This is a genomic window from Bacillus songklensis, from assembly GCF_042649685.1.
GTDB lineage: Bacteria > Bacillota > Bacilli > Bacillales > Bacillaceae_H > Bacillus_BA > Bacillus_BA songklensis.
Map to the genome: position 1 here is coordinate 288,846 of NZ_JBHRZT010000020.1, position 24,688 is coordinate 313,533.

29 protein-coding genes and 1 other annotated feature are annotated in these 24,688 nt (G+C 40.9%); of the genes, 8 read left to right on the plus strand and 21 right to left on the minus strand.

The window, feature by feature from the left end:
• Positions 1-4: 4 nt before the first annotated feature.
• The 5 genes from ACFOU2_RS04455 to ACFOU2_RS04475 form a co-directional block, all read right to left on the minus strand.
• Entirely contained in the window at positions 5-235 is a 231-nt protein-coding gene (locus ACFOU2_RS04455) for a YqzK family protein (RefSeq protein WP_377912597.1), read from the minus strand.
• A 107-nt stretch (positions 236-342) separates the two neighbouring features.
• Positions 343-801 (minus strand): ferric iron uptake transcriptional regulator, encoded by a 459-nt coding sequence (gene fur / locus ACFOU2_RS04460; protein ID WP_377912599.1) that lies wholly within the window; start codon positions 799-801, stop codon positions 343-345.
• A gap of 112 nt (positions 802-913) precedes the next feature.
• Positions 914-1,552: a stage II sporulation protein M gene (gene spoIIM / locus ACFOU2_RS04465; RefSeq protein ID WP_377912601.1), complete on the minus strand. Its 639-nt coding sequence runs from the start codon at positions 1,550-1,552 to the stop codon at positions 914-916.
• Between the two features lie 241 nt (positions 1,553-1,793).
• Positions 1,794-2,213 carry a hypothetical protein gene (locus ACFOU2_RS04470; RefSeq protein WP_377912603.1) on the minus strand — a complete coding sequence of 140 codons (420 nt, stop codon included), beginning with the start codon at positions 2,211-2,213 and terminating at the stop codon, positions 1,794-1,796.
• A 1-nt stretch (position 2,214) separates the two neighbouring features.
• The gene (locus ACFOU2_RS04475; RefSeq protein WP_377912605.1) at positions 2,215-2,766 is read right to left on the minus strand and encodes an NUDIX domain-containing protein; all 552 of its coding nucleotides are present in this window, start codon (positions 2,764-2,766) and stop codon (positions 2,215-2,217) included.
• 70 nt (positions 2,767-2,836) lie between these two features.
• Between ACFOU2_RS04475 and mciZ the strand changes: the two genes are divergently transcribed.
• Entirely contained in the window at positions 2,837-2,989 is a 153-nt protein-coding gene (gene mciZ / locus ACFOU2_RS04480; RefSeq protein ID WP_377912607.1) for a Z-ring formation inhibitor MciZ, read from the plus strand.
• A 241-nt stretch (positions 2,990-3,230) separates the two neighbouring features.
• Here the strand turns inward: mciZ and ACFOU2_RS04485 are convergent, their stop codons facing one another.
• A complete protein-coding gene (locus ACFOU2_RS04485) occupies positions 3,231-3,770 on the minus strand; it encodes a cysteine hydrolase family protein (RefSeq protein WP_377912609.1) in 540 nt (179 codons plus the stop codon).
• A gap of 148 nt (positions 3,771-3,918) precedes the next feature.
• Between ACFOU2_RS04485 and ACFOU2_RS04490 the strand changes: the two genes are divergently transcribed.
• Complete coding sequence (locus ACFOU2_RS04490; RefSeq protein ID WP_377912611.1) at positions 3,919-4,839, plus strand: aldo/keto reductase; 921 nt, start codon at positions 3,919-3,921, stop codon at positions 4,837-4,839.
• Positions 4,840-4,873: 34 nt separating this feature from the next.
• On the opposite strand, the gene ACFOU2_RS04495 is transcribed toward ACFOU2_RS04490, so the two are convergent.
• The 4 genes from ACFOU2_RS04495 to ACFOU2_RS04510 form a co-directional block, all read right to left on the minus strand.
• On the minus strand, positions 4,874-5,131 hold the full coding sequence (locus tag ACFOU2_RS04495) for a YqkE family protein (RefSeq protein WP_377912613.1): 258 nt from the start codon (positions 5,129-5,131) through the stop codon (positions 4,874-4,876).
• A gap of 46 nt (positions 5,132-5,177) precedes the next feature.
• Complete coding sequence (locus ACFOU2_RS04500) at positions 5,178-5,846, minus strand: CoA transferase subunit B (RefSeq protein ID WP_377912615.1); 669 nt, start codon at positions 5,844-5,846, stop codon at positions 5,178-5,180.
• Positions 5,847-5,863: 17 nt separating this feature from the next.
• Positions 5,864-6,553, minus strand: a complete 690-nt coding sequence (locus tag ACFOU2_RS04505; RefSeq protein ID WP_377912617.1) for a CoA transferase subunit A — start codon at positions 6,551-6,553, stop codon at positions 5,864-5,866.
• Positions 6,554-6,713: 160 nt separating this feature from the next.
• The gene (locus ACFOU2_RS04510) at positions 6,714-7,901 is read right to left on the minus strand and encodes an acetyl-CoA C-acetyltransferase (protein ID WP_377912619.1); all 1,188 of its coding nucleotides are present in this window, start codon (positions 7,899-7,901) and stop codon (positions 6,714-6,716) included.
• Between the two features lie 215 nt (positions 7,902-8,116).
• On the opposite strand from ACFOU2_RS04510, the gene ACFOU2_RS04515 reads away from it, so the two are divergent.
• Together ACFOU2_RS04515 and ACFOU2_RS04520 are read left to right on the plus strand one after the other, a co-directional pair.
• The gene (locus tag ACFOU2_RS04515) at positions 8,117-9,013 is read left to right on the plus strand and encodes a hydroxymethylglutaryl-CoA lyase (RefSeq protein WP_377912621.1); all 897 of its coding nucleotides are present in this window, start codon (positions 8,117-8,119) and stop codon (positions 9,011-9,013) included.
• Positions 9,014-9,101: 88 nt separating this feature from the next.
• Positions 9,102-10,034 (plus strand): alpha/beta hydrolase, encoded by a 933-nt coding sequence (locus tag ACFOU2_RS04520; RefSeq protein WP_377912623.1) that lies wholly within the window; start codon positions 9,102-9,104, stop codon positions 10,032-10,034.
• A gap of 33 nt (positions 10,035-10,067) precedes the next feature.
• Here ACFOU2_RS04520 and ACFOU2_RS04525 read toward each other — a convergent pair whose 3' ends face one another.
• Positions 10,068-10,394 carry an iron-sulfur cluster biosynthesis family protein gene (locus ACFOU2_RS04525; protein WP_377912624.1) on the minus strand — a complete coding sequence of 109 codons (327 nt, stop codon included), beginning with the start codon at positions 10,392-10,394 and terminating at the stop codon, positions 10,068-10,070.
• A gap of 158 nt (positions 10,395-10,552) precedes the next feature.
• Here ACFOU2_RS04525 and ACFOU2_RS04530 point away from each other — a divergent pair, with 158 nt between their 5' ends.
• Together ACFOU2_RS04530 and ACFOU2_RS04535 are read left to right on the plus strand one after the other, a co-directional pair.
• Positions 10,553-10,768 carry a CDGSH iron-sulfur domain-containing protein gene (locus tag ACFOU2_RS04530; protein ID WP_377912625.1) on the plus strand — a complete coding sequence of 72 codons (216 nt, stop codon included), beginning with the start codon at positions 10,553-10,555 and terminating at the stop codon, positions 10,766-10,768.
• Positions 10,769-10,794: 26 nt separating this feature from the next.
• Positions 10,795-11,004 carry a YqzH family protein gene (locus tag ACFOU2_RS04535; RefSeq protein ID WP_377912626.1) on the plus strand — a complete coding sequence of 70 codons (210 nt, stop codon included), beginning with the start codon at positions 10,795-10,797 and terminating at the stop codon, positions 11,002-11,004.
• A 16-nt stretch (positions 11,005-11,020) separates the two neighbouring features.
• On the opposite strand, the gene ACFOU2_RS04540 is transcribed toward ACFOU2_RS04535, so the two are convergent.
• Positions 11,021-11,818, minus strand: a complete 798-nt coding sequence (locus ACFOU2_RS04540) for an SDR family NAD(P)-dependent oxidoreductase (RefSeq protein WP_377912627.1) — start codon at positions 11,816-11,818, stop codon at positions 11,021-11,023.
• A gap of 21 nt (positions 11,819-11,839) precedes the next feature.
• Positions 11,840-12,793, minus strand: a complete 954-nt coding sequence (locus ACFOU2_RS04545; protein WP_377912628.1) for an MBL fold metallo-hydrolase — start codon at positions 12,791-12,793, stop codon at positions 11,840-11,842.
• 146 nt (positions 12,794-12,939) lie between these two features.
• Positions 12,940-13,148 (plus strand) — a binding site (T-box leader).
• Between the two features lie 165 nt (positions 13,149-13,313).
• On the opposite strand from ACFOU2_RS04545, the gene proI reads away from it, so the two are divergent.
• Together proI and namA are read left to right on the plus strand one after the other, a co-directional pair.
• Complete coding sequence (gene proI / locus ACFOU2_RS04550) at positions 13,314-14,162, plus strand: pyrroline-5-carboxylate reductase ProI (RefSeq protein ID WP_377912629.1); 849 nt, start codon at positions 13,314-13,316, stop codon at positions 14,160-14,162.
• A gap of 94 nt (positions 14,163-14,256) precedes the next feature.
• On the plus strand, positions 14,257-15,273 hold the full coding sequence (gene namA, locus ACFOU2_RS04555; RefSeq protein ID WP_377912630.1) for an NADPH dehydrogenase NamA: 1,017 nt from the start codon (positions 14,257-14,259) through the stop codon (positions 15,271-15,273).
• Between the two features lie 154 nt (positions 15,274-15,427).
• On the opposite strand, the gene rnz is transcribed toward namA, so the two are convergent.
• From rnz to preA, 8 genes are all read right to left on the minus strand, one after another.
• Positions 15,428-16,348, minus strand: coding sequence for a ribonuclease Z (gene rnz / locus ACFOU2_RS04560; RefSeq protein ID WP_377912632.1), 921 nt, complete (start codon positions 16,346-16,348; stop codon positions 15,428-15,430).
• 248 nt (positions 16,349-16,596) lie between these two features.
• Positions 16,597-17,952, minus strand: coding sequence for an aspartate aminotransferase family protein (locus tag ACFOU2_RS04565; RefSeq protein WP_377912634.1), 1,356 nt, complete (start codon positions 17,950-17,952; stop codon positions 16,597-16,599).
• A 22-nt stretch (positions 17,953-17,974) separates the two neighbouring features.
• A complete protein-coding gene (locus ACFOU2_RS04570; RefSeq protein WP_377912636.1) occupies positions 17,975-19,450 on the minus strand; it encodes a CoA-acylating methylmalonate-semialdehyde dehydrogenase in 1,476 nt (491 codons plus the stop codon).
• A 178-nt stretch (positions 19,451-19,628) separates the two neighbouring features.
• Positions 19,629-21,221, minus strand: coding sequence for a PucR family transcriptional regulator (locus ACFOU2_RS04575; RefSeq protein ID WP_377912638.1), 1,593 nt, complete (start codon positions 21,219-21,221; stop codon positions 19,629-19,631).
• Positions 21,222-21,316: 95 nt separating this feature from the next.
• The gene (locus tag ACFOU2_RS04580; protein ID WP_377913578.1) at positions 21,317-21,517 is read right to left on the minus strand and encodes a hypothetical protein; all 201 of its coding nucleotides are present in this window, start codon (positions 21,515-21,517) and stop codon (positions 21,317-21,319) included.
• A 151-nt stretch (positions 21,518-21,668) separates the two neighbouring features.
• Complete coding sequence (locus ACFOU2_RS04585; protein ID WP_377912640.1) at positions 21,669-21,908, minus strand: hypothetical protein; 240 nt, start codon at positions 21,906-21,908, stop codon at positions 21,669-21,671.
• Between the two features lie 42 nt (positions 21,909-21,950).
• Positions 21,951-23,369 (minus strand): dihydropyrimidinase, encoded by a 1,419-nt coding sequence (gene hydA, locus ACFOU2_RS04590; RefSeq protein WP_377912642.1) that lies wholly within the window; start codon positions 23,367-23,369, stop codon positions 21,951-21,953.
• A gap of 16 nt (positions 23,370-23,385) precedes the next feature.
• Positions 23,386-24,672, minus strand: a complete 1,287-nt coding sequence (gene preA, locus ACFOU2_RS04595; protein ID WP_377912644.1) for an NAD-dependent dihydropyrimidine dehydrogenase subunit PreA — start codon at positions 24,670-24,672, stop codon at positions 23,386-23,388.
• Positions 24,673-24,688: the final 16 nt, after the last annotated feature.

A 24,688-nucleotide genomic window follows, 5' to 3' on the forward strand; every position in this document is an offset into this window, starting at 1 on the left:
TTCTCTACTCCCCACTATGATAAAAGAGAAACAATCTTTCTATCCAACTAGGCTGTTCTTGTACCGGCCCTATATTTGCCACTTTGACTGCTGACCCTTGAGGTTCGTCATATCTTTGATATTGTTGGTATTCTTGATGAACCCAAATCATGCCATAGTAAAAAAGAAGGGTGAAGCCTGTAAACAAAACGAACACTTTCAATGTTTGATATATTAATTGAATAAAGGTCTTCATGGTCATATCCTCCAATTATTATCCTATTAGAAGATATGCCAATGAGGACAAGTTTTATACATAGGTTTAAAATAAAAACCTTCTCCTCTCCGGAAAAGGCTGCCACTTTATTGTTCGTCATCCTCTTTTTTTTCCTGACATCGATAACAAATACCATGAAATGTTAGGCGATGATCTTTAATTCTGAAGTTCCATTGACGTTCAACGATTTCTTCGACATCTTCAAGTAAATCCTCTTGAATTTCATCCACCGCTCCACATTCAATACACACAAGGTGATGATGAAAGTGCGCAGCTCCCTCTTTTCGCAAATCATATCGAGATACGCCGTCACCAAAGTTAATTTTATCTACGATTTTCAATTCTGTTAGTAATTCTAACGTACGGTAAACAGTTGCTAATCCAATTTCCGGAGACTTTTCCTTGACGAGGAGATATACATCTTCTGCACTCAAATGATCCTCTTCGTGTTCAAGGAGCACTCTAACAGTCGCCTCCCGTTGAGGTGTGAGCTTATAGCTGGCTGAGTGCAACTGTTGTTTTATCCGTTCAATCCGACTTTCCATCAAGCAATCCCCTCCCTCGCCATTCACTTCATTTATTATATCAGATGTAGGGGAACTGTCAAAATAAAATCATTATAATCTAGAAACAAAATGCATTGTTTTATAATAATTATTATTTATTAATAAAAATTACAACAGATTTCATTAAATATGGAGACATATACGCTTCAAAACCTGAAGCTGCCAACACGAAAACGAACATCCATATAATAGACATACTATAGCGTAAAAACGCAGCAGAAATAGGGTCATGAACTCCTTTTACAAATTGTTGACGAATCAATTTCAATGAGAATGAAATTGATACTGTTGATATTACAATAAAAGCTGGGATTAAGAAAATATTTTGAGGAAGCACAGACACAAAAGAAAGCAAAAATCCATGAAGCTTCATTTGGTTGACGAGAAATCCAACCGTAAATCCGACCATCATTCCTTTTAAAAACAGCAAAACTAACACAACAGGCAACCCAATGACGGAAATGCCCAAAATCCAAATAAATCCTAAATATTTTAGATTGTGGAAAAAGCTTTGTTGAAACATCTCATGTTTACTCACAAACTGCCCACCGGCAACTTGTCCAAAAAAGCGATTTAAATAAAAATAAAGATCTTGTTTTTGTTCCAAATTTAAACTGTTGACCACAATCGCTCCAAAGATGACTCCCATTAAAAACAAGACGGTTGCAAATAAATAAATGGAACTGTTCTCCCGAACATGATAAAGGCAAAACTGTTTAAACTTTTTCATGGTTTTCCTCCTATCATTCCCTTACTAGATAGTATGATAGAGTTGCAAATGTATGACAGGAGAACGTAAAATTCTTCGGAGCAGATTTTATCCGCTCCGAAGAATTTTACGAAAAATCATGAAGGCAAAGCTTTTCTAAGAACAATCCTAAATCAGAAATAGCGGCTGACAAAAACCCGAAAGGGAGATTGGCAGCCGCTTATGCGTAAATCATTTAGCATGAGAACGTTTTTTGCTCATGTTAAATGTACATTTCCGTTCCTACGGATTGAATAAGTTTATCTAACGTTTTCGCCCCAAGCCATAGGGAAAACTCTTTCATTTCTCGAATGGTTCCAAAATAAACGAGAACGTGAATCGGGCCATGACAGTGTTCATCGTACACTTCAATTTCGGAGCCGAGAATAATGGTGAGGTCTTGATATTGCAATCCCCCGTCTGCCAGTTCTACCATTTCTCCCTTTTCGATGAGCTGTTCAAACTCCCACACCACTTCCGGTACATGTCCATCAATAATGCCAATCATATTCATACCTTTTCGGAAAAAAGATTCATGAATGATCGAAGGAATTGTGAGTGAACGAGAAGCCGTAATTTTAACCGGCTTTCCGCTATAAGTTCTGCCTATATGAATATGTAAATCCACATAGTAATTTTGCATATTACTCCCCTACCGCACTTTTTAGTTGCAAATATTGTACGGCATATGCCGTTTTCGCATCATAAATTTGTTGATCTTGTATAAAAGCGAGCGCTTCTTCTAGAGTCACTTCCAGTACATCAATAAACTCATCTTCGTCAAGTTCCGCTTTTACTTCCATTTTTTCCAAGCCTGTTGCTACATATAGATGTACAAGCTCATCAGCAAATCCCGGTGATGTGTAGAATGAAATAAGATGGTCTAGAGAAGAACAAGTATATCCTGTTTCCTCTTCCAGCTCACGCTTTGCCGTCACCTCAGGCTTTTCTCCTTTTTCTAACTTTCCCGCTGGAATTTCAACCAATATCCGTTCCATTGCTTTACGATATTGGCGCACCATTAAGATTTTATAGTCTTCTGTTAAGGCAATGATGGCCACAGCCCCCGGATGTTTGACAATTTCACGTGTACTCGTTTTTCCGTTAGGCAGCAACACTTCCTCATGATATAAATTGATGACCCTTCCACTAAACAGCTTTTCAGATTTCAATGTTTTCTCATTTAAATGTTCCATTCTTTACACCTCGTTCTAGCTTTTTCCTTACTTACATATATTCTAACATACCTAAAACAGGAGGAAGAAAATGAAGGTATATATGATGGATAATCGCATTATCCTTGTAGGAAAAGCATGGGAAATTCGAGCGAAGCTGCGTGAATATCAACAAAAGTATGACTCGGTCTCCAACTGGATCGAATCGCATACTACTAACTCTCCTACCACAAAAAAGAGTTGACCCGAAAATCCGCGGCCAACTCTTTTTCTATTTTTAATGATGAATTCGACCGTTCGTCAGTTATGCTTATCATAAATTTTCGAATTACACAGCTGGTACCTTGACTAACTGGAACGATCTGTGGAATATTTTTCCCCTCTCTAAACTGAACCGTTCCACTATATCTGTTTCAATTCGCCAAATGAAACGGTTCCATGCGCGTGATTGACAAAAACGGTTTTTTTACCCGCTTTTGTCAATCTCATATGATGGTAGTCTTAAAAATCGTTTTCATATGTTCAATAAACGTATCCTGTTGTTCAGTAAAAGTGGCCATTTTGTCGCGATGAGCCACCGTTTCATATCCTCTTGCATAAGCCCCATAAGCGGTAAGGAAGTTGCAGATATCGGTACATACTCCAGCTAAATGCACTTTCGTCACCCCTCTTTTTTTCAACTCTTCATCAAGTTCAGTTCGGAAAAAGGCATCGTATTCAGGCTTTGCGATGTAAATGACATTGGGATGATCTTGATGTTCTTCATACCATGATTGAAGGTCCCCAAACAATTGCTGTCCCCATGTCCCCTTTACGTTGTGCGGCGGCCAAAGCTCAAAGTGGGCATCATTTTCCTCATGCGCATCCATACATATTGCTACCACTTGATGTTTCGCCAAACATTCATTGGCAAATTCCAAAATAGCAGGAACAATGTCTTGTGCTTTTTTTCCGACAGTCAAATTGCCATTATCGGCGACGAAATCATTGCTCATATCAATAATTAATAAAGCTTCTTTTCCCATCTAGTTTACCCTCTTTCTTCATCTTATTTTTCAACAAACGGTCCAACATATTGTTAAATAAATTAAGAATTTTCTATAAATCATCTTATTTGAGTTACGTTATGATTTCAAGCTACAATAATATAGAAAAAAAAACGGAGGTTTACTTATGAAAAAAAACCGATTAGGTAAATCTGATTTGCATGTCAGTGCGATGGGACTTGGCTGTATGTCCCTTGGTACCGATAAAGAAAAAGCCAAAGCCATTATAGATCGGGCCCTTGATTTAGGGATCAATTATTTAGACACAGCTGACTTGTATGATTTTGGCTTAAACGAAGAGATTGTAGGGGAAGCAGTCAAAGCAAAGAGACAAGATATCATCATCGCAACAAAGGTCGGCAATCGCCGGGAGAAAGGAACAGAAGGCTGGAGCTGGGATCCATCAAAAGCATACATAAAAGAACAGGTTAAAAACAGCTTACGCCGATTGCAAACAGATTATATTGATTTATATCAGTTGCATGGAGGTACAATCGAAGACAATATTGATGAAACGATTGAAGCGTTTGAAGAATTGAAACGAGAAGGGGCCATACGTTATTATGGGATTTCTTCTATCCGCCCAAATGTCATTCGGGAATACGTCAAGAAATCTTCCATTATCAGTGTCATGATGCAATACAGCATTCTAGACCGCCGTCCGGAAGAGGAAGTGATGTCGCTGCTGGAAAATAATGGGATTAGTATCATTGCCAGGGGCCCGCTTGCAAAAGGGCTGCTGACAGATCAAGGGATGGAAAAGCTAGAGGAGAAATTCTCGAATAAGGGCTATTTAGATTATTCACATGAGGAACTTCGCACTCTCATCCCTCAATTACAACAACTTCGCCCGCCGCATACTTTAAACGAAACAGCCATTCAATACTGTTTGTACTCCCCTGCAGTAGCAGCTGTCATCCCAGGGGCAAGCAGTATCGATCAACTGGAGGAGAATGTAAAATCAATAAACTCCCCTTCTTTATCAGAAGAGGAAGTTTACCAAATTCAACAATTATCCAAAGCGAATCAATACGATGTACATCGTTAAACGTAAATAAACACGCGGGTCTATGCCCCCGTGTTTATTTAAAGTTACTCCATTTCAATTCACTTTCATTCAAGAGTTCTTCAAACGACTTGTTTTTTTCTTGCTGTCTGCGCAATTCACGCTGCTTTTTCAGTTCTTCTTCTTTTCTCTTTTCTTCCCCTGCTTCCAACAGCTGCTTTTTTTGCCTTAGCTGTTCTAAAACCGAGCCGTTTAGCTGATCTCTTAAACTTACTTTTTCATCCTTTGAATAGGAAGGTGTTTGTTGCTTTGATTGTCTTGCTTTTTTTGCCATCCCAAACCTCCGCCTAGCGTTTTAAACGTATTATATCACAGCGGAATCAATATGCATCTAATTTAGCATTTTCATCTACAATTAATGTTGGCTCTGTGGAGGCAACCACGTCTTCCACCGTGTATCCAGATGCAACCTCCACTAATTTCAATCCATTAGCCGTCACATCGATTACGGCACGATCCGTGATAATGCGGTTAACAACTCCCTGTCCTGTTAACGGAAGAGAACACTCCTTTAGGATTTTCGGTTCCCCTTTTCTGTTTACATGCTCCATGATAACAATGATTCTTTTCGCACCATGAACAAGGTCCATCGCGCCGCCCATACCTTTGATCATTTTACCCGGAATCATCCAATTCGCTAAATCACCTTTTTCGGATACTTCCATACCGCCTAAGATTGCAATGTCGATATGACCCCCGCGAATCATGGCAAATGATTCAGCACTGTCAAAGAAAGCAGCGCCAGGGATTGCCGTCACTGTTTCTTTTCCCGCGTTAATTAAGTCAGCATCCACTGCCTCCTTTGTCGGATACGGCCCGATGCCAAGCAAACCGTTTTCAGACTGCAAAACAACTTGTTTATCGCTGGAAATATAGTTCGCTACTAATGTTGGGATACCAATGCCAAGATTCACATAAAAGCCGTCTAAAATTTCTTTTTCGGCTCGTTTTGCGATTTTCTCCCGTACATTTACGCCATTTTCGATCATTTTACTCTCCCCTTCTCCTAGTTTTGTACCGTTAAACGTTCAATGCGTTTTTCTTGAGTTCCTACAATCAATGATTGAACATAAATGCTCGGTGTGTGGATCATGTTCGGATCAAGCTCGCCAATTTCATAAATCTCTTCCACTTCAGCGATCGTTACTTTTCCTGCCGCAGCAATCATCGGGCTAAAATTGCGGGCCGTTTTGTTATAAATCAAGTTCCCCATACGATCTGCTTTCCAAGCACGCACTAAGCTGAAATCTGCCGTTAACGCTTCTTCCAAAATGTATTCCTTGCCGTCAAATACTCTTTTCTCTTTCCCCATCGCAACAGGTGTCCCTACTCCAGCCGGTGTATAAAAAGCCGGGATTCCCGCACCGCCTGCACGAATTTTTTCTGCTAATGTTCCCTGTGGAACAAGTTCTACTTCAATCTCCCCCGAAAGAACTTGTCTTTCAAACTCTTTATTTTCACCAACATATGAACCAATCATTTTTTTGATCTGTTTATTCTTTAACAATAATCCAAGACCCCAATCATCTACACCACAGTTGTTTGAAATAACGGTTAAATCTTTTACCCCCGTTTCCACTAAGGCTAAAATCAAGTTCTCCGGAATTCCGCATAAACCGAACCCCCCCACCATCAATGTTGCGCCGTCGTGAATATCTTTTACTGCTTCTACAAAAGACGTATGTATTTTCTTCATCGTTTTCCCCTCCTGTTTGTAACCGCTTTCTATTTAAGTTATATTTTATCATTTTCTTTTTTAGACATGACGAGGCCATAATTCCTCAGGTTCTAGAAGAGAATTCTAGCTTCTTGTCTAAAGAATTATGGCTCGCATGTTGGTTTATTCGAATAAGTAATTAAACGCGTTCTACGATTGTAGCAACTCCCTGGCCGCCGCCGATACATAACGTAGCTAAGCCTAAAGAAGACTCACGTTTTAACATTTCGTGAATTAATGTCACTAAAATACGCGTTCCGCTTGCACCAATCGGATGTCCAAGGGCAATGGCACCGCCGTTTACATTTAATTTTTCTTTATTGAAATGAAGCTCGCGATCTACTGCAATGGATTGTGCAGCAAATGCTTCGTTTGCTTCAACTAAATCGATATCTTCTAAACTAACAGCCGCTTTTTCAAGTGCTTTTTTCACAGAATCGACCGGTCCGATACCCATAATGCTTGGGTCTACTCCTGCGTTTGCATTTGCACGAATGCGCACTAATGGTTTAATGCCTAACTCTTCTGCTTTTTGACGGCTCATTACTACAACAGCTGCCGCACCGTCGTTAATACCAGATGCGTTACCTGCTGTAACGGATCCATCCTTTTTGAATGCTGGACGGAGCTTTCCTAATCCTTCAGCTGTCGTACCTGCACGTGGGAATTCGTCTTTGTCAAATACCGTTACTTGACCTTTTCTTCCAGGTACTTCCACAGGAACAATCTCATCTTTGAAACGGCCTGACTCAATCGCCGCTTCTGCTTTTTGCTGGCTCGCTGCAGCAAACTCATCTTGTTCTTCTCTTGAAATGCTATATTTATCACATAAGTTTTCAGCTGTAATTCCCATGTGATAATCGTTAAATGCACACCATAATCCATCTTGGATCATGCTGTCAATGATCTTTTGGTCGCCCATTTTAAAACCATTGCGTGCTCCTTTTAAAAGATACGGAGCTTGGCTCATATTCTCCATTCCACCCGCAACGATTACGTCAGCGTCTCCAGCAAGGATTGCCTGTGTAGCTAAATGAACAGCTTTCAAGCCTGATCCACATACCTTGTTAATAGTCAATGCTGGAACTTCTTGAGGTAAACCTGCTGAAATCGCAGCTTGGCGAGCCGGATTTTGTCCTAACCCAGCTTGTAAGACGTTACCCATAATGACTTCATCTACGTCGCTTGCTTGTACTCCTGCTTTTTCTAATGCTTGTTTAATGACTACCCCACCTAGTGTAGATGCGGATACATTTTGTAAGCCTCCCCCGAAACTACCAATCGCAGTTCTTACAGCACTTACAATTACTACTTCTGTTTGACTCATGACGCAGCCTCCTCTGACTGAATTAATTCTGTACGTATAAACTTATTCGTCAATATTTTTAAAATTCCTCTTATTTTCTCAAAAAAATTTTTTATTGAATTTACAAAAAACTCTACTACACTTAAAAGTGAATAATAGGTTTTGTTTCCACTTCATTCCGCTTTCCATCATCCATGATAAACAGGGCCGAATACTGATATAAGGGGGAAAAGATGATGCCATCTGAATTCGCTGCCATTATTGAAGTAGGAGCAAGAGACGGGCTGCAAAACGAAAAGCAGTTCGTCCCGACAGAGGCTAAAATTCGATTCATTCAGCTTCTCAAGGAAGCAGGCTTTAAAGAAATGGAACTGACTTCATTCGTCTCAGCAAAATGGGTACCGCAAATGCAAGACGCCAAAGAGATTGTAAAAGCTTTCTCTGATGACAAAAGAAATATCGTTCTCACACCGAATGAAAAAGGGATGATGGCAGCAAGAGAACTGAACTGTGAAGCAATGGCCGTATTTGTCGGGGTCAGCAACACATTCAATCAAAAAAACATCAATAAAACAACAACAGAAAGTGTAGAACAATTAAGACCTCTCATCTTAAAACAAAAACAAGATGATTTATTTATTCGCGCATGCATTTCCACTTCCTTTTATTGTCCATATGAAGGAAAAATAGACGAAAAAGATACAATTGCCCTTTGTGAACAATTTGTAGAAGCAGGTGTCGATGAGCTGAGTGTGGCTGATACGATCGGCATGGCTAATCCAAGGGAAGTATACTCCCTCTTTACAAAATTAAAAGATGCCTTTCCTCACATTTTACTTACTGCCCATTTTCATGATACAAGAGGGATGGCTTTGGCTAACATTTATGCCGCATTGGAAGCGGAAGTTTATCGGTTTGATTCATCAGCAGGCGGCCTTGGCGGGTGCCCATTTGCAAAAGGGGCAACTGGAAATGTGGCAACCGAAGACGTTATTTTCATGCTTCACCAAATGGGAGTGGAAACTGGAATTAACCTGGATAAAGTAGTGGAAGCCGTTACCTTTATTGAACCCTATATATCAAGAAAGATTGAAAGCAAATACTTCAATTTGAAAGCGTTTACTAAAATTTAAGGATTATCATGAATGTTCCTCATTCCCTCTTTTAAAAAAACACATGATAAACTATATACACGATACTTAAAGAGAAGGAGCGGCATTCATGAAAAAATGGCTCGTTATATTTGGAACTATCATTGCCTATATTGTCACCGTAGGGATTTTCTTTACAAATAAGGTTATGTATATCCGAAAAAAAACAGATGAAGAATTGCTGGACCGTGAAGTAAAGGAAGGTTTTTACGTAGAAGAGGCGTACCGGGCGTTAAAGAAAGAATCTTTTTCCGTTCCGTCCCCATTCGGATATATATTAAAGGGAACGGTAATCGAACAGCATGACACGAATAAGTTCATTATCTTTTGTCACGGTGTTACTGTACATTCCATCACCTCCATTAAATACATGAACATTTTCTTAGACAGAGGATGGAATGTCATTTTATATGATCATCGCAGACATGGTCAGTCAGAAGGAAACACAACAAGCTATGGCCATTATGAGAAATTTGATCTAAAGGCCATTATAGACTGGACAAAAGAGCGTTTTGGACAGGATATCGTTCTCGGTATTCACGGGGAGTCAATGGGAGCCGCTACCACTCTTCTCTATGCAGGAATGGTAGAAGACGGAGCCAATTTTTATATAGTAGACTGCCCATTCTCTGATTTCGAAGAGCAACTGACCTATCGCCTGAAGGAAGAGTTCCATTTACCGCGTCAGGCTGTCTTGCCTATCGCCAATATCTTCCTAAAAATTCGAGACGGGTATTCTCTTAAAGAAGTATCCCCTATACGATTCGTGCAGAACATTCAAAACCCCATTTTATTCATCCACAGTGCTCAAGATGATTATATTTTGCCGAGCATGACCATGGAATTGTATGAAAAGAAACAGGGACCTAAACAGCTTTATTACGCACCTTTTGGCACGCATGCACGATCATATGCGGAAAATCGCTTTGACTATGAAAAAGCGGTAGATAACTTTTTGGAGAAATTCGGGATTGAACAAAAGAGGATGACTCAAAAGGTATAAACAACATACCTTTTGAGTCATCCTCCCCCTTTACTAAGAATGATCTACAAGCGACATACGCGGGTTTAAGATTTGGCCTGGGCTTTTTAGCATAAAGGAATTAGCTGTTTCTACAAAATCGATGGTCATTTCTTCATCAAAGAAGACTTGTTTGGTCTTTTCCATTAAGATAGGTTGGTAGTTTGTTGAAATTTCGATGTCTCCTTCCTCTTTTTCGCTTACGAACCAAAGGGCGGATACACCACTTACAACACATCCGCATCCATCCGTATCGTATTTCAGCTTCAGCATCGCTCCGCTGGTTTTGGCTAATTTCGTTTGAATCTTTTCTGCCGCTCTATCTGTAAACGTAATGTTCATCCTCATATGTCCTTTCTATTACGGGTATTATATATTCAATATAGAACAGTATAATATATCTTTTTTATTTCAGCCATGATCCTCCCTTAGTTGATTATTAGCTCGTTTCCATTTACCATTAAAACATTATCTGTATTTTTCCAAAGGAGGAAACAAATATGTCGAAAGTCCAAATTAAAGTGATGGATAATGGGCCTTTACGTGTAACAGGGGAAGTAGAAGTCATAGATGCAGATGGCAATAAATTTGAAACAAAACAAGCATTCTCTCTTTGCCGATGTGGGATGTCCCAAAACCTGCCGTTCTGCGATGGTACTCATAAAGGACAATTTGAATCATGTGTTCGTGCTAAAAAAGTACTGGACGAAGAATAAGACTGCTGAATATACAGGCTCTTATTATGGAAAAAAAGCTGATCTACAAAATGATTCGAAATTGCTTTATTCAATATAATCATTTGTCAGAATCCATTCCTTTGTCAGAAAAAGACTATGAAGATTTATATGCAAAAATTAATAAGCGATCCGCTCAAGAACCGGATTCGGACTTGCATGAAATCGTCCAGGACATCGTTTATGACTATTTAACAGAAGAAGGCTCTCCCTGGTAAGGAGGGCCTTCTTGCATTATTTTTGATGAAACATGTCACCAGCCAGTTTTTCCACCAAACGTGGTGCCAACAAATAAAGGGTGCTTCCAAGATTCATCCATCCCGGTAAGTTTAACTCTCTCTTGTTCGTGAATAAGACGTTAATTACCTTTTTGGCTACATCTTTTGGATCAAGCATTAACTTTTCTACATTCTTCATGTAAGAACCTGACGTATCAGCAATGGTAAAAAAGTTCGTCTTAATTGGGCCTGGATTGACCGCTGTCACAAAAATATTCGTTTTAGAAAGCTCCATGCGCAGACTGTTTGTAAAGCCCAACACGGCATGCTTTGTTGCCGAATATCCGCTTGATTTCGGTGTAGCCAGCTTTCCCGCCTGTGATGCGATGTTAACGATATGACCTGTATTGCGCTCCAGCAAATGCGGCAATACCATCTTTGTGCAGGCAATAAGTCCTAATACATTGACCCGGAACATGGCCTCCATATTTTCCATTTTTGCTTCTGCCACATCTTCAAAGATACCAAAACCCGCATTGTTGATGAGAACATCGATGTAACCAACATCGCGGAAGATTTGTTGAAACACTTTCTCCACTTCCTTTAGATTGCTTACATCTAACGTATACGTGGAACAATTAACATCGTATGTATGTCGAATATGATAAGCAACTGCTCCCAGCTTATCCTCACTGCGTGCTACCAGAATAGGAACGGCTCCACGGCTGGCCGCCTCATAAGCAATTTGCTCACCGATTCCGCCTGAAGCACCGGTAATGACAATATGCTTTTCTGCCAATGTTTGTCTTTTCATGAACACACCTCAAATGATTTTTCACTGAGCATAATATAACCAATAAGGATTTGTTTCATCAAGCCTTATCTCTCCGATTGCTTCTAAATAATCGAATTGGCCGACCGTTTCAGAAATCGTTAGACCAAGTTGTTTTTCATATACAGAGGGAAAAAGACGCTGGCAAACTTCAAAAACCGTCATAGGCTTTTCCTTAATCATTTCCAACACCGTATACGCGCGTTCTTCCTGTCTTTTCAAACGATGTTCCACCAATCCCCGCACATCCGTTACATCTTCCCCGTGACCGGCATAAACACAGGAAATACATAACTCACTGATTTTCTTTAACGATTGATTATACTGCAATAGTGATTTAGGTCTTTCTGTTTGATTTTCTTGAGGAGGTTCAAGTAATGGATTGGATGAAACATGTGCCAGCAGCAAGTCTCCGCCCACTAGGAGTTCTTCTCCTTCATGATATAAACAAATATGCCCTTGTGCATGTCCAGGTGTCTCAAGCACTCTCCACCCTTCCAAGCCATCCACTTGTTCCCCCTCTGCGATGGTCTTTGTCAAAGAACGATGACATGAATAGTCCATCGGTGATTTCAATTTTTTTACGAGGAGCTGGGGAGGATAAGGAATTCCAAATCGTTCGAACCAACGGAAGAAAAATTCGTTATACTGCTGGAAAAAGACAGAATCCTGTTGGAGCCACACATCGTTATAACGATGTCCTATAACGGGCACGCTGTCCGGAAAATAATCCAATAAACCAACGTGATCCGGGTGGTGGTGCGTCACCGCAATTTGTTCAATATCCCCTGCTTGAAACCCTAGTTTCATTAACTGTTCATTTAAGGCTTTCCACGCTTCTTCTGTCTTAGGTCCCGCATCGATTAGTGTTAATTTTTCCCCTTCTATTAAATAGGCATTAAGATCCCCAACCGGAAACGGGGTTGGAATAATGAGCTTATGTATAGTAGTTGACATCTTTCTCTTCTCCTTTAACCGACCATATTAATTTCAGTTTACATTGTTTCTCCTCTTTTGTCTTTATATTCAAATAATTTTTACAAATTTCTTCTTTTTTTCGGGTTGACAGTACAAGCTCTTTCAGTGCATAATGACAAAAAATATATGAGGCGTTGATTGGGACCAGTAAATGGTTAATGATAAAAAGAGATTGAAATCCATGGGCTGAGAGATTTCATTATCCTCTTAACGATTGAACCTACCCATGAGCTGTTAGGCAAACCTAAACGTTTCCCTCGTTACGGGTATAGAGATGAGCATGTTTCATGCTAATTAAGGTGGTACCGCGGATTAAAGACCTTCCGTCCTTTGCGACGAGAGGTCTTTTTGTATTGTCATAAGAATAGAGGGACCATGACAATATAAAAGTCGACGGACTTTGTTAAGGTTAAGAAATTAACTTAGTCCATAAAAACCCCAAAAAAGGGCTTTATATGAATTGATAGATAAATTAAACGATAAATGGAGGAATGTATTGATGAGTGAGATGAAAAGAATTTCGTTTATCGGAGCGGGGTCCATGGCTGAAGCGATGATTGCAGGACTGTTGCAGCAGCGGCAGATCAGCAAGCAGCATATCATGGTTACAAACCGGTCAAATGATGAGCGGCTTGAGTACTTCAGAAATCAATACGGAATCAAAACAACGCGAGATCAGCAAAGATTGCTTGAGCAGGCAGACATCATCGTACTAGCAATGAAACCGAAGGATCTTGCAGAAGGACTGACTGCCATCAAACAATATGTCCATGAGCATCAATTGATTATTACATTATTGGCCGGCATTTCTATGAACAGCATCACATCCTTACTGGAAAAGCCGATTCCGATTATCCGCGCGATGCCAAACACATCTGCGACCATCGGGCTCTCTGCTACAGCTATCGCTAAAGGAGAATATGCTACAAATAAGCATCTTGTTTTAGCTTCTCGGCTCTTTGAAACAGTCGGGATTGTATCCATTGTAGAGGAAAATCTCCTGCATGCAGTCACAGGCTTGTCAGGGAGCGGGCCGGCCTATGTTTATTATCTCGTAGAATCAATGGAAAAAGCCGCCCATGAAATCGGAATCGATACAGCTGTCGCCAAAGATTTGATTCTCCAGACAATTATCGGTGCTGCCGAAATGCTGAAACAGTCATCAAAAGAGCCCGGCGTTTTGCGTAAAGAAGTGACCAGTCCCGGAGGAACGACAGAAGCGGGGATTCAAAAACTTAAAGCATTTTGTTTCCAAGAAGGGCTGATTGAGTGCATTAAGCGGGCTACAGAACGATCAACCGAATTAGGAATGGCCATCGAAGAAGAAATATTGAGTCATCGTCTTTAAGAACGTTTTCCCAATCCTCTAACGTGAAATCAATAAAATGACAATGATATAATATACATTGTTTAGAAAATCGAAATAAATTGGAGGTTTGGGCATGTCTGCATTGTTATTTTCACCGTATACCATTAAAAATGTGACCATCAAAAATCGGATCGTCATGTCACCGATGTGTATGTATTCTTGTCACAATGAAGATGGAAAAGTAGAAAACTGGCACCTCACCCATTATACAAGCCGGGCTGTTGGACAAGTGGGATTGATTATGGTGGAATCAACCGCCGTCACTCCCCAAGGAAGAATTTCAGCAAACGACTTGGGGATTTGGAGCAACGAGCATATTCCGGGACTAAGCCATTTAGTTTCTCTGCTTAAAGAACATGGAGCAGCAACAGGGATCCAACTAGGCCATGCAGGAAGAAAAGCAACCGTTGAAGGTGAAATTTTGGCTCCTTCTTCCATTGCGTTTGACGAAACAATGAAACAGCCAAAAGCCATGACAAAAGAAGACATCGGGCAAACCGTGCTGGCTTTCCAAGAAGCGGCTAAACGTGCAAAAAAAGCCGGCTTTGATATCATCGAACTTCATGGTGCACATGGTTATTTAATCAACGAATTTTTATCTCCTCTAAGCAATAAACGCACGGATGAATACGGAGGGTCCGCAGAAAATCGCTACCGCCTTTTAAAAGAAGTGATTGAAGCGGTCAAAGAAGTCTGGGACGGTCCTCTGTTTGTTCGTATTTCTGCCCATGATTACCATGAAGAAGGCCTGACTGTTAAGGACTATGTAACCTTCGCCCAATGGATGAAACGTGACGGGGTTGACTTGATTGATGTTAGCTCAGGTGCCGTTGTTCCGGCTTCCATCTCTACATATCCAGGCTATCAAGTGAAATTTTCCGAAACGGTCAAGCATGGAGCAGATGTTGCAACAGGTGCGGTCGGTTTAATTACGAGCGGATTGCAAGCTGAAGAGATCTTACAAAACGGCCGTGCCGACTTGATTTTTATCGCCCGGGAATTGCTGCGCAATCCCTATTGGCCAAGAACAGCCGCTAAAGAACTGAGAACTGAAATCGAAGCTCCCGTTCAATATGAACGTGGATGGTAATTAGAAAAGTGAAGGCGACTGTTCAATCTTGAGAGGCGTTGGAGCTTCTGACCGGGAAACCGCTTTTTGGTTTCATGGGCAGAAGTGAAACGACCGAAAGATTAGGAGCCGCAGCTAGGCAATACAATAAAAGACAGGTGGTGACCCCTGTCTTTTATTTACCAACAACAAACGTCTTAAAATCCTCCGCTATTTCCGTGTTCTCAAAAATCCGCCGGGCATCATCCATTAATGTTTGCGTATGTTCAGGCTGATAGCGTGAACTAATGTGAGTTAAAACTAGCTTTTTGGCATTAGCATCTTTGGCAACTTGGGCTGCCTGTGCCGCTGTTGAATGAAAGTAATCATATGCGAGTGAATCGTCTCCTGCAGCAAAAGTAGATTCATGTACAAGTACATTTGCATTTTTTGCTAGCATAATACTTTGAGGACAAAATCTCGTGTCTCCTAAAATGGCTAAAATTCTTCCTTTTTGAGATGGACCGAGAAAGTCACTGCCGTTCACTACCCTTCCGTCTTGCAACTGAACGGTTTTTCCTTCTTTCAGTTGCTGGTAAACAGGTCCGGGTGCAATATTCGCTTCTCTTAATTTTTCTACTAACAACGTACCGGGTAAATCTTTTTCAACAATCCGATAGCCAAAAGAAGGAATACCATGTTCAAGCTTCATAGCTTCTACTTTAAATGTGTTATCCTCAAAAATCTTTCCTTCTGTAATTTCTACGATTTCCAGCGGATATTTAACATGCGTGCCGCTGACAGTCAGTGATGTCTCAATAAAAGCTTTAATGCCACGCGGTCCATAAACGGTCAGTTTTGACTCTCCGCCCTGAAAAGAACGGCTGCCGATTAAGCCCGGCAAGCCAAAAATATGGTCTCCATGAAGATGGGTAATGAAAATCTTTTCAATCTTTCTCGGCTTAATGGATGTATGCAAAATTTGATGCTGCGTCGCCTCACCGCAATCAAACATCCAAGTCGTACCTCTCTCTTGAAGAAGCTGTAAGGCAATGGAAGAAACATTTCGGTGTTTAGCCGGAACCCCCGCACCCGTTCCTAAAAATAACAATTCCAATGACAAGTCCTCCTATTTTATAAGCTTTCTCTACTTTTATTATACAAGATGGATCATTGATGGCGAATACGCTGTTGCTTCTCATGATTCATTTAATAAAATAAGGAGGGTGTCCCCATATTTGGGACACCCTCCTGCGATGGACCGTCATTAAAAATCCAGGAAAATCAAGCATGGCGGTGACGGCCCATCACAGAAAAAATGGATGATTACCGTCATCTGGAGGCTTTTGAGTCAGCCCCTTGTTTTTATGCCAATTTATTGACCGCATCCACAAACGTTTTAATTAAAAATTCGAGATCATCTTCTGTTAGGTTTAACGGAGGCGATATAGTCAATACATTATTATAACCCGCGACCGTTGCCCCGTTTTTCCCGATAATTAATCCATTTTGTTTGCAAGTTGCAATAACCTCATTGACAAGCGCTGGATTTAAAGGTTCTTTTGTTTCTTTATTCTCCACAAGTTCTATTCCGACGAGCAATCCTTTGCCACGTATATCCCCAACATATGGATGGATTTGGAGGGCTGCTTTTAGCTCATCTAATAAGTAAGCGCCCAACTGCTTCGAACGTTGAAATAAATTTTCCCGTTCCATAATTTCTAAGTTTTTCACTGCTAAAGCACAAGCAGCCGGATTTCCGCCAAATGTGTTCACATGCCTGAAATAATCATATTCTTCCGTTCCTTTAAACACCTCATAAACTTCCCTTTTTACCGCAGTTGCTGATAATGGTAAATAGGCACTTGTAATTCCTTTTGCCATGGTAATAATATCCGGCTTCACTCCATAGTTCATGTGACCGAAAGCTTCTCCTGTTCGTCCAAATCCGCAGATGACTTCATCTACAATTAAAAGGGCCCCATGTTTTTCACATACTTCTTTTACCCCTTGGAGATACCCTTCAGGAGGCATTAAAATTCCCCCGCCTGTAATGATTGGTTCCATAATAACACCGGCAATCGTATCACTTAACTCCCAAGTCATGATCTGGTCGATTGCCTGCACTGATGGCAGCTCGGCTGGTGCACAATGTTCCGGCTCAGGAGAACGATAGGAATCAGGAGGAGCTACATGAATAAAACCTGGCGCTAACGGTTCATATTTATATTTACGCTGCGCCTGTCCCGTAGCTGCCAACGCGCCCATTGAATTCCCATGATACGCACGATAACGAGAGATGAATTTATAGCGCTGATGATTGCCCTTTTGCTGATGATATTGACGGGCAATCTTAAATGCTGTTTCATTTGCCTCAGACCCGCTGTTTGAAAAGAAGATGACGTATTCACCACCAAGCAGATCATTCAACTTTTCTGCCAGCTGAATAGCTGGAACATGACTTTGTGTCAGTGGAAAGTAAGAAACTTGTTTTAATTGTTCATATGCAGCTTTTGCCAGTTCTTCACGTCCATATCCAGTGTTCACACACCATAATCCTGCCATGCCGTCTAAAAAACGATTTCCTTCATGGTCTGTCACCCAGGCACCTTCTGCTTTGGTGACGACCATCGTTCCTTGTGGATTATAAGGCTTCATCGAATGCCAGAGATATTTTTCGTCTTTTGATAGCAAACCTTGATTTTGACCTAATTGAACCATTTCTTTTTCCCCCTCCATCTCCTTAAAAATCAAAGCGAGCTGTAATCATTTTTTTACGAGTATAAAAATTCACACCGTCTTTTCCATTTACATGGAGATCACCGTAGAACGAATCTTTCCAGCCGGAAAACGGGAAGAATGCCATGGTTGCGGGCACACCGCCATTAATTCCAAGCATCCCTGCATCTGCTTCCTCACGGAACTTCCGAACAGCTGCGGCATCTTTTGTATAAATTGTTGCGCCGTTTCCATACCTTGACTTACGAATATACGCAAGTCCCTCATCCAAATCTTCTGCGCGCAGCAAACTTAATACGGGTGCAAAAATCTCATCCCTTGCAATCGTCATATCTGGTGTGACCCGGTCAAAAATTGTCGCCCCTAAAAAGTTACCGTCTGTAAGCTCCTCCATTTCTTTTCGCCCGTCTCGAACAAGTACCGCTCCTTCCTCAATTCCTTTTTCAATGTATTGGAGTACTTTCGAACGATGCTGTTCGCGAATAACAGGGGTTAAAAGGACTTCATCCTCTAAGCCGCTGCCAATGATTAGCTCATCTGCTTTCTGTTTCAGCATTGCGGAAAATTCGTCACTGCGCTTCTCATCTCCCACTAATACGACCGCACTGCATGCCATGCATCGTTGGCCCGCACTGCCGTATGCCGAGCTGATAATGTGCTGTACGGCTTTTTCCATGTCACAATCCGGCATGACAAGATGATGGTTTTTAGCTCCGGAAAGTGCTTGCACCCGTTTTCCTTCCGCCGCAGCCCGCTCATACACATACTTGGCAACAGGCTGGGAACCGACGAATGATATCGCTTTAATATTTTCATGTTCAAGAAGACCATTTACTACATCATGTGCACCGTGCACCACATTCAGCACCCCTGCAGGCGCTCCTGCTTGTGTAAACAGTTCTGCTAGCTTGTTAGCTAAAATGGGCGTTCTTTCAGATGGTTTTAATACAAATGTATTACCGCAGGCTACAGCAAGCGGGAACATCCATAAAGGTACCATCATCGGGAAGTTAAACGGCGTAATCCCCCCTACGACCCCTAATGGATAACGGTACATTTCCGAATCAATTTCTTCTGCGATATTGCTTAACGTTTCCCCCATCAACAGAGACGGCGCACCCGCAGCAAATTCTACACACTCAATTCCGCGCTGCACTTCCCCATATGCTTCTTTATATGCTTTTCCATTTTCCTGAACAACGAGCTTTGCCAATTCTTCATGATGATCGGTTAACAAAGAATGATATTTGAACAAAATACGTGCTCGTTTAGGCACAGGAATATTTTTCCATGTTTTGAAAGCCTCGTATGCCGCCTGAACAGCTCGATCAACATCCCCTTTAGTGGAAATGGGTACTTTCGCCAGAATTTCCCTTGTTGCCGGGTTAATCACTTCTTGCGTTTCATTACTGCCCGATGACATCCACTGGCCGTTAATATAATTTCGAAGAACAAGCGTTTCATTTTTTACAACCGTCATCCCTATTACCTCCTTGAACAATTGACAAAGAATTTGTGTTCTAATTATGGATCATTTTCACCTTTATTTCATTAGACATAATGTGAAACCATACAGCCAAAACGTTTCACAAATTGATTAATGAATTGTCCTTCAGTTTAGTTAAAATAAAAAAGAAAGGACTGATACCAGCCCTTTCTTACGAAGAAATTTGATCCGTTTTGGAAAACAAATAATCATATGCCATAATCATAAACTCAATGGCCATCCTTTTTTTCGGTTCCATAAAGTCCGTTCCCAACAGTTTTTCCAATTTTTCAATGCGATGATACAATGTTTGTCTTACTACAAATAATCGTTTTGCCGTTTCCTGTTTGGAACCGTTGCATTCTAAATAGACTTTTAGCGTTTCCATGAGTTTACCATTATATTGTTGATCATACATGATAACCGGCTCTAAATATTCCATCATTACTTCACGTAAATCTTTAGGTTGCTGAATCAGAGAAAGCACACGATACATATGCAAATCGTCGTAAAAGTGGATGGACGTATTAGATTCGAGCTTTTCCTGAACTTTTACCGTTTCCAGGGCGGTTTGATAGCTTCTATTAATCTCTTGAACATTCGTCACTAATTTCCCGATACCCAATAAATGAACAAAAAAGTTTTGACGTTTACAATAATCAGTATTCAAAAACCTCACAAAACCTTCTTCTATCCTCTGTTTCCAAGTATGAACAGAACGCTTATTAATCAAGATTAAAATAAAATCGCCGCGGCGTTCGATCACAAATAAATCAAAGCCATGTTGTTCAAAAAGCGTTTTTAAAAACATTTTTAAATATGTAAAGTCAACAGAACGTTTTTGGGGATTGGGCCTGCACACACACACAACGGCTCCACACCCTTGCTCTTTTACATTCGCCTCTTCCAAATAGCTTGTTAACTCAGACTCCGTCAACTCGCCTATTAACCATTTTGTCATCCACTCCGCTTCATCTACCCTCTTCTTTTCTTCTACATACAAATCACGCAAGAAGTGCTGTGCAAGGGCTGTAGCTGTACGATCAACAGCCAGCAAGTCAAATTCTGTCAACTGCCCGTACGGAGACACAACGAACAGTTCTGCATAATTGCGGGTTAACACTTGTATGATCTGCTTTGTCATGACTTTTTGATCGTTATTTTCTCGAGAAATGAGATTGAGTAACTCCTTTCTCTTCACAGGGTTAATTTCAGGGACAAACTGTATATTCTCTTCATTCAGTTTGATGATGACTTGCAAATCTGTATATTGGTAGAAAAAGTGAAGAATGGGGTGATAATGATCAATGATGAGCAGCATTTTCTGAAGTTGCTGGGAGTAGTTTTCTAAATCGGAAATCATCTGATAATGTTGATTGATTAAGAGAGAATGGACATCTTGAGTGATTTCAATGAATGGGACTTCTTGATGAAAGAGAATGATAGGAAACTGATGCTGATCAGCGATAGCAATTACTTCTGAAGGAATTTTTGAGGTATATGTGCCCATTTCAATACACAGGCCAGCAGCGTTGCACTCAATTAACTGCTCTAAAAAGGAGATAAACATTTGCTCATTTTCCTTCCAGCCTACCCCGGTAGATAAGATCAATTCATTTCCTTTTAACAGCCGTTTTATTTGGGTCACTTCTACGATATGAACCCATTTTACCGGCTTATGCAGTCCTTCTTTTCCTGCTGCTACTTCACTTGTAACAAAATGCTTTCGTTTTAAAATTTCCTGGACAGTAAGATAAGACTTCAATTTTACACCGCCCCTTTATTCATCATTTTATATAATCATATTACATTTGGACGGGATAAAAAAGAATTTTTTCTATTTTCAATCTATTAGCCTTTTCAAGATACATCTTCTTGCTTATAGCCATTCATTGACACTTTCTGTAGCAATTGTCCTCTTTTTTGAACCCCTTCGGTAATTCGGTCCAATTCCTTCTTATAAAATAATAGGTCCGTCACTGAAACTGCATTCAATATTTCCATTTTTAATTTATCGAGTAATGCACGTTCTTCTTTAGTCATAAATTCATGGATATTCATCTTCACTCATCCCTTCTCGGGTATCATTTACCATAAAATACGCTGACTCTCATTTTTTTAAGGGGGTTCATCATTACAATGTCATAATTTATATAAAAAAAAGTGTTTCAAAAGGTCTATTCCCTTTTGAAACACTTTAAAATCATCCCTTTCATTTCTGCTTTGAAAGGGATTGAACTCCCTCTTTTTGCTGCTTCAAAATCAAAGATGAAAAGTATTTTCTTGCATCTGCCGTTAAAACATGCAGAGTTTCCTGCCTTTTCCCATCTTTTGATTCAAATAATAAAAATGCACCGCTTAGATTTTCTGTTACACCCTTTATGAAATATTCTTGTTGGATATAATAATCAATTTTGTCTCTTTCCTCTACAAATTCTTTATAGCTTGACATGTTATTCCCTCCCTATTTGCTAAAGGATGAACAAATATGTGGTTAAATCATTAATTTTTCATTTTCATCAACCACTGCCAATTGGCCATACTTAGCACGTTTTAGATAGCGCCCATATCCGGGCTGGCCGACAAATTGCTTATCCCGAATAACGAATTGACCACGGCATAAAACGGAAATCGGCTCACCGGTTATCTTCATTCCTTCAAACGCATTGTAATCTACCGCCATATGATGTGTCTTTGCGGAGATAGTCCGTTCTGCGTTTGGATCAAAAAGGACTAAATCAGCGTCTGCACCAACTGATATGGTTCCTTTCTTTGGATATAATCCAAATAATTTCGCAATTCGCGTTGAGGTAATATCAACAAATTGATTTAATGTAATTTTCCCTTTCTTTACACCTTCAGAAAATAGGATACTTACACGATCCTCAATAATAGGGCCTCCATTTGGAATTTTAGTGAAATCACCAAGGCCCAAATCTTTTTGTCCCTTGAAATCAAACGAACATTGATCGGAGCCGAGCGTTTGAAGCTCTCCGTTTTTTAACGCCTTCCACAGAACGTCTTGATTCCATTTTTCTCTTAGTGGCGGTGACCACACATACTTGGCGCCTTCAAAGTTTGGTTTTTCTAAATAACTTTGGTCGAGAACTAAATATTGAGGACAGGTTTCTCCCCAAATATCTACTCCTTTCCGTCTCGCTTCGGCAATCCTTTCGGCTGCTTCTGCACAAGAGACATGAACAACATACAATTGTGATTTGGCCAATCCAGCCATTTGGGCTGCTCTTCCCGTCGCTTCCCCTTCTACCTCGGGAGGCCTTGTCAACGCATGAAAAATAGGATCTGTGTTTCCTTCTTCGAGTGCCTTTTTCGTTAAATAATCAATCACATCACCATTTTCGGCGTGTACCATGACGAGCGCTCCAAGATCCTTGGCAGCTACCAATGTTCTGAAAAGTGTCGCATCATCGGCTTGAAAGACATTTTTGTAAGCCATAAACACTTTAAAAGAGGTGATTCCTTCGTCATCAATCACTTTCGGGAGCTCCGCCAGTACGCTTTCGTTTATTTCCCCAATCATTAAGTGAAAACTGTAGTCGATGGCCGCTTTTCCCTCTGATTTTTTATGCCAGACATCAATGGCGTTTTTGAGAGGTTCTCCCTTATTAGTCAAACAAAAATCAATGACGGTTGTGGTTCCTCCGAATGCCGCCGCAATCGTACCTGTTTCAAAATCGTCTTTTGTAACCGTACCGCCAAACGGCATGTCAAGATGCGTATGCGGGTCGATCCCTCCCGGAAACACATAACATCCTTTTGCATCTATTACTTCGCAGTCCCTCTCATCAAAATGTTTGCCAATAGCGGCAATTACTTCATTTTCAATGAGAAGATCCGCTTGATACGTATCAGAAGCCGTGACAATGACACCGTTTTTTACAATCTTTTTCATCAATGGTTCCCTCCCCTTATTTCAAAGCATCTACTTTACACTCAGCCACTAGGCCAATGGCCGCCTGTCTTTCATTCCACGTCATCGGCACATGCTCGCCTGGTACTTCAACCATCGTGATGGCCCCATCGACCGGACATACAATGGAACATAAATTACAGCCGACGCAATCTTCCTCGCGTACTTTCAAATAATCTTTGCCGTTTGGATCTTTTAACATATCGATGCATTGGTGAGAAGTGTCTTCACACGAAATATGACACTTATTGCAATTAATGCATACGTCAGGATTAATTCGGGCGACGACTTTGTAGTTAAGATCTAAATTTCCCCAGTCAGAATATTTAGGAACAGCTTTGCCGACAAGGTCCGAGACGCTTGCCAGCCCCCTTTCGTCCAGATAGTTATTCAGTCCATCTATCATATCCTCGACAATGCGGAATCCGTGGTGCATAGCGGCTGTACACACCTGAACACCTGTCGCTCCCATCAGCATAAATTCCACCGCTTCCTGCCAGCTTGACACGCCGCCCATCCCGGAAATAGGAACATTAACTCTCGGATTGCGGGCACATTCAGCCACCATATTCAACGCAATCGGTTTGACGGCTGGTCCACAGTAACCTCCATGCGCTCCTTTGCCAGCTACATGGGGAATCGTATTCCATGAATTAAGATCGACACCTGCTAGACTGTTAATCGTGTTAATCATGCTCACCGCATCGGCTCCGCCCTGAACAGCAGCTTCCGCTGTAACTGTAATATCTGTAATATTGGGGGTAAGTTTGACAATAACAGGGGTTTGGGCTACTTCTTTTGCCCAATATGTTTGTTTTTCAACAAGCTCCGGCACCTGCCCTGATGCTGCTCCCATTCCCCGCTCTGCCATGCCATGTGGACAGCCAAAGTTTAGCTCTAATCCATCAACTCCCACATCTTCTACTCTTTTAACAATTTCATGCCATTTTTCTTGCTTCGGTTCAACCATAAGGGAAGCGATAACAGCATGATTAGGGAATCTTTTTTTCGTTTCATAAATTTCCTTTAAATTGACTTCAAGCGGGCGGTCTGTAATCAATTCAATATTATTGAACCCTGCCACTCTCTGGCCATTAAAACTTACTGCTGCAAAACGGGATGATACATTTAAAATCGGGTCACCCAATGTCTTCCAAACCGCTCCTCCCCAACCTGCTTCAAAAGCTCTTTGCACTTGATATCCGGAATTGGTTGGTGGTGCTGATGCGAGCCAAAATGGATTTGGCGATTTGATGCCCGCTAGATTAATATTTAAATCTGCCATATTGCTTTCCCCTCCT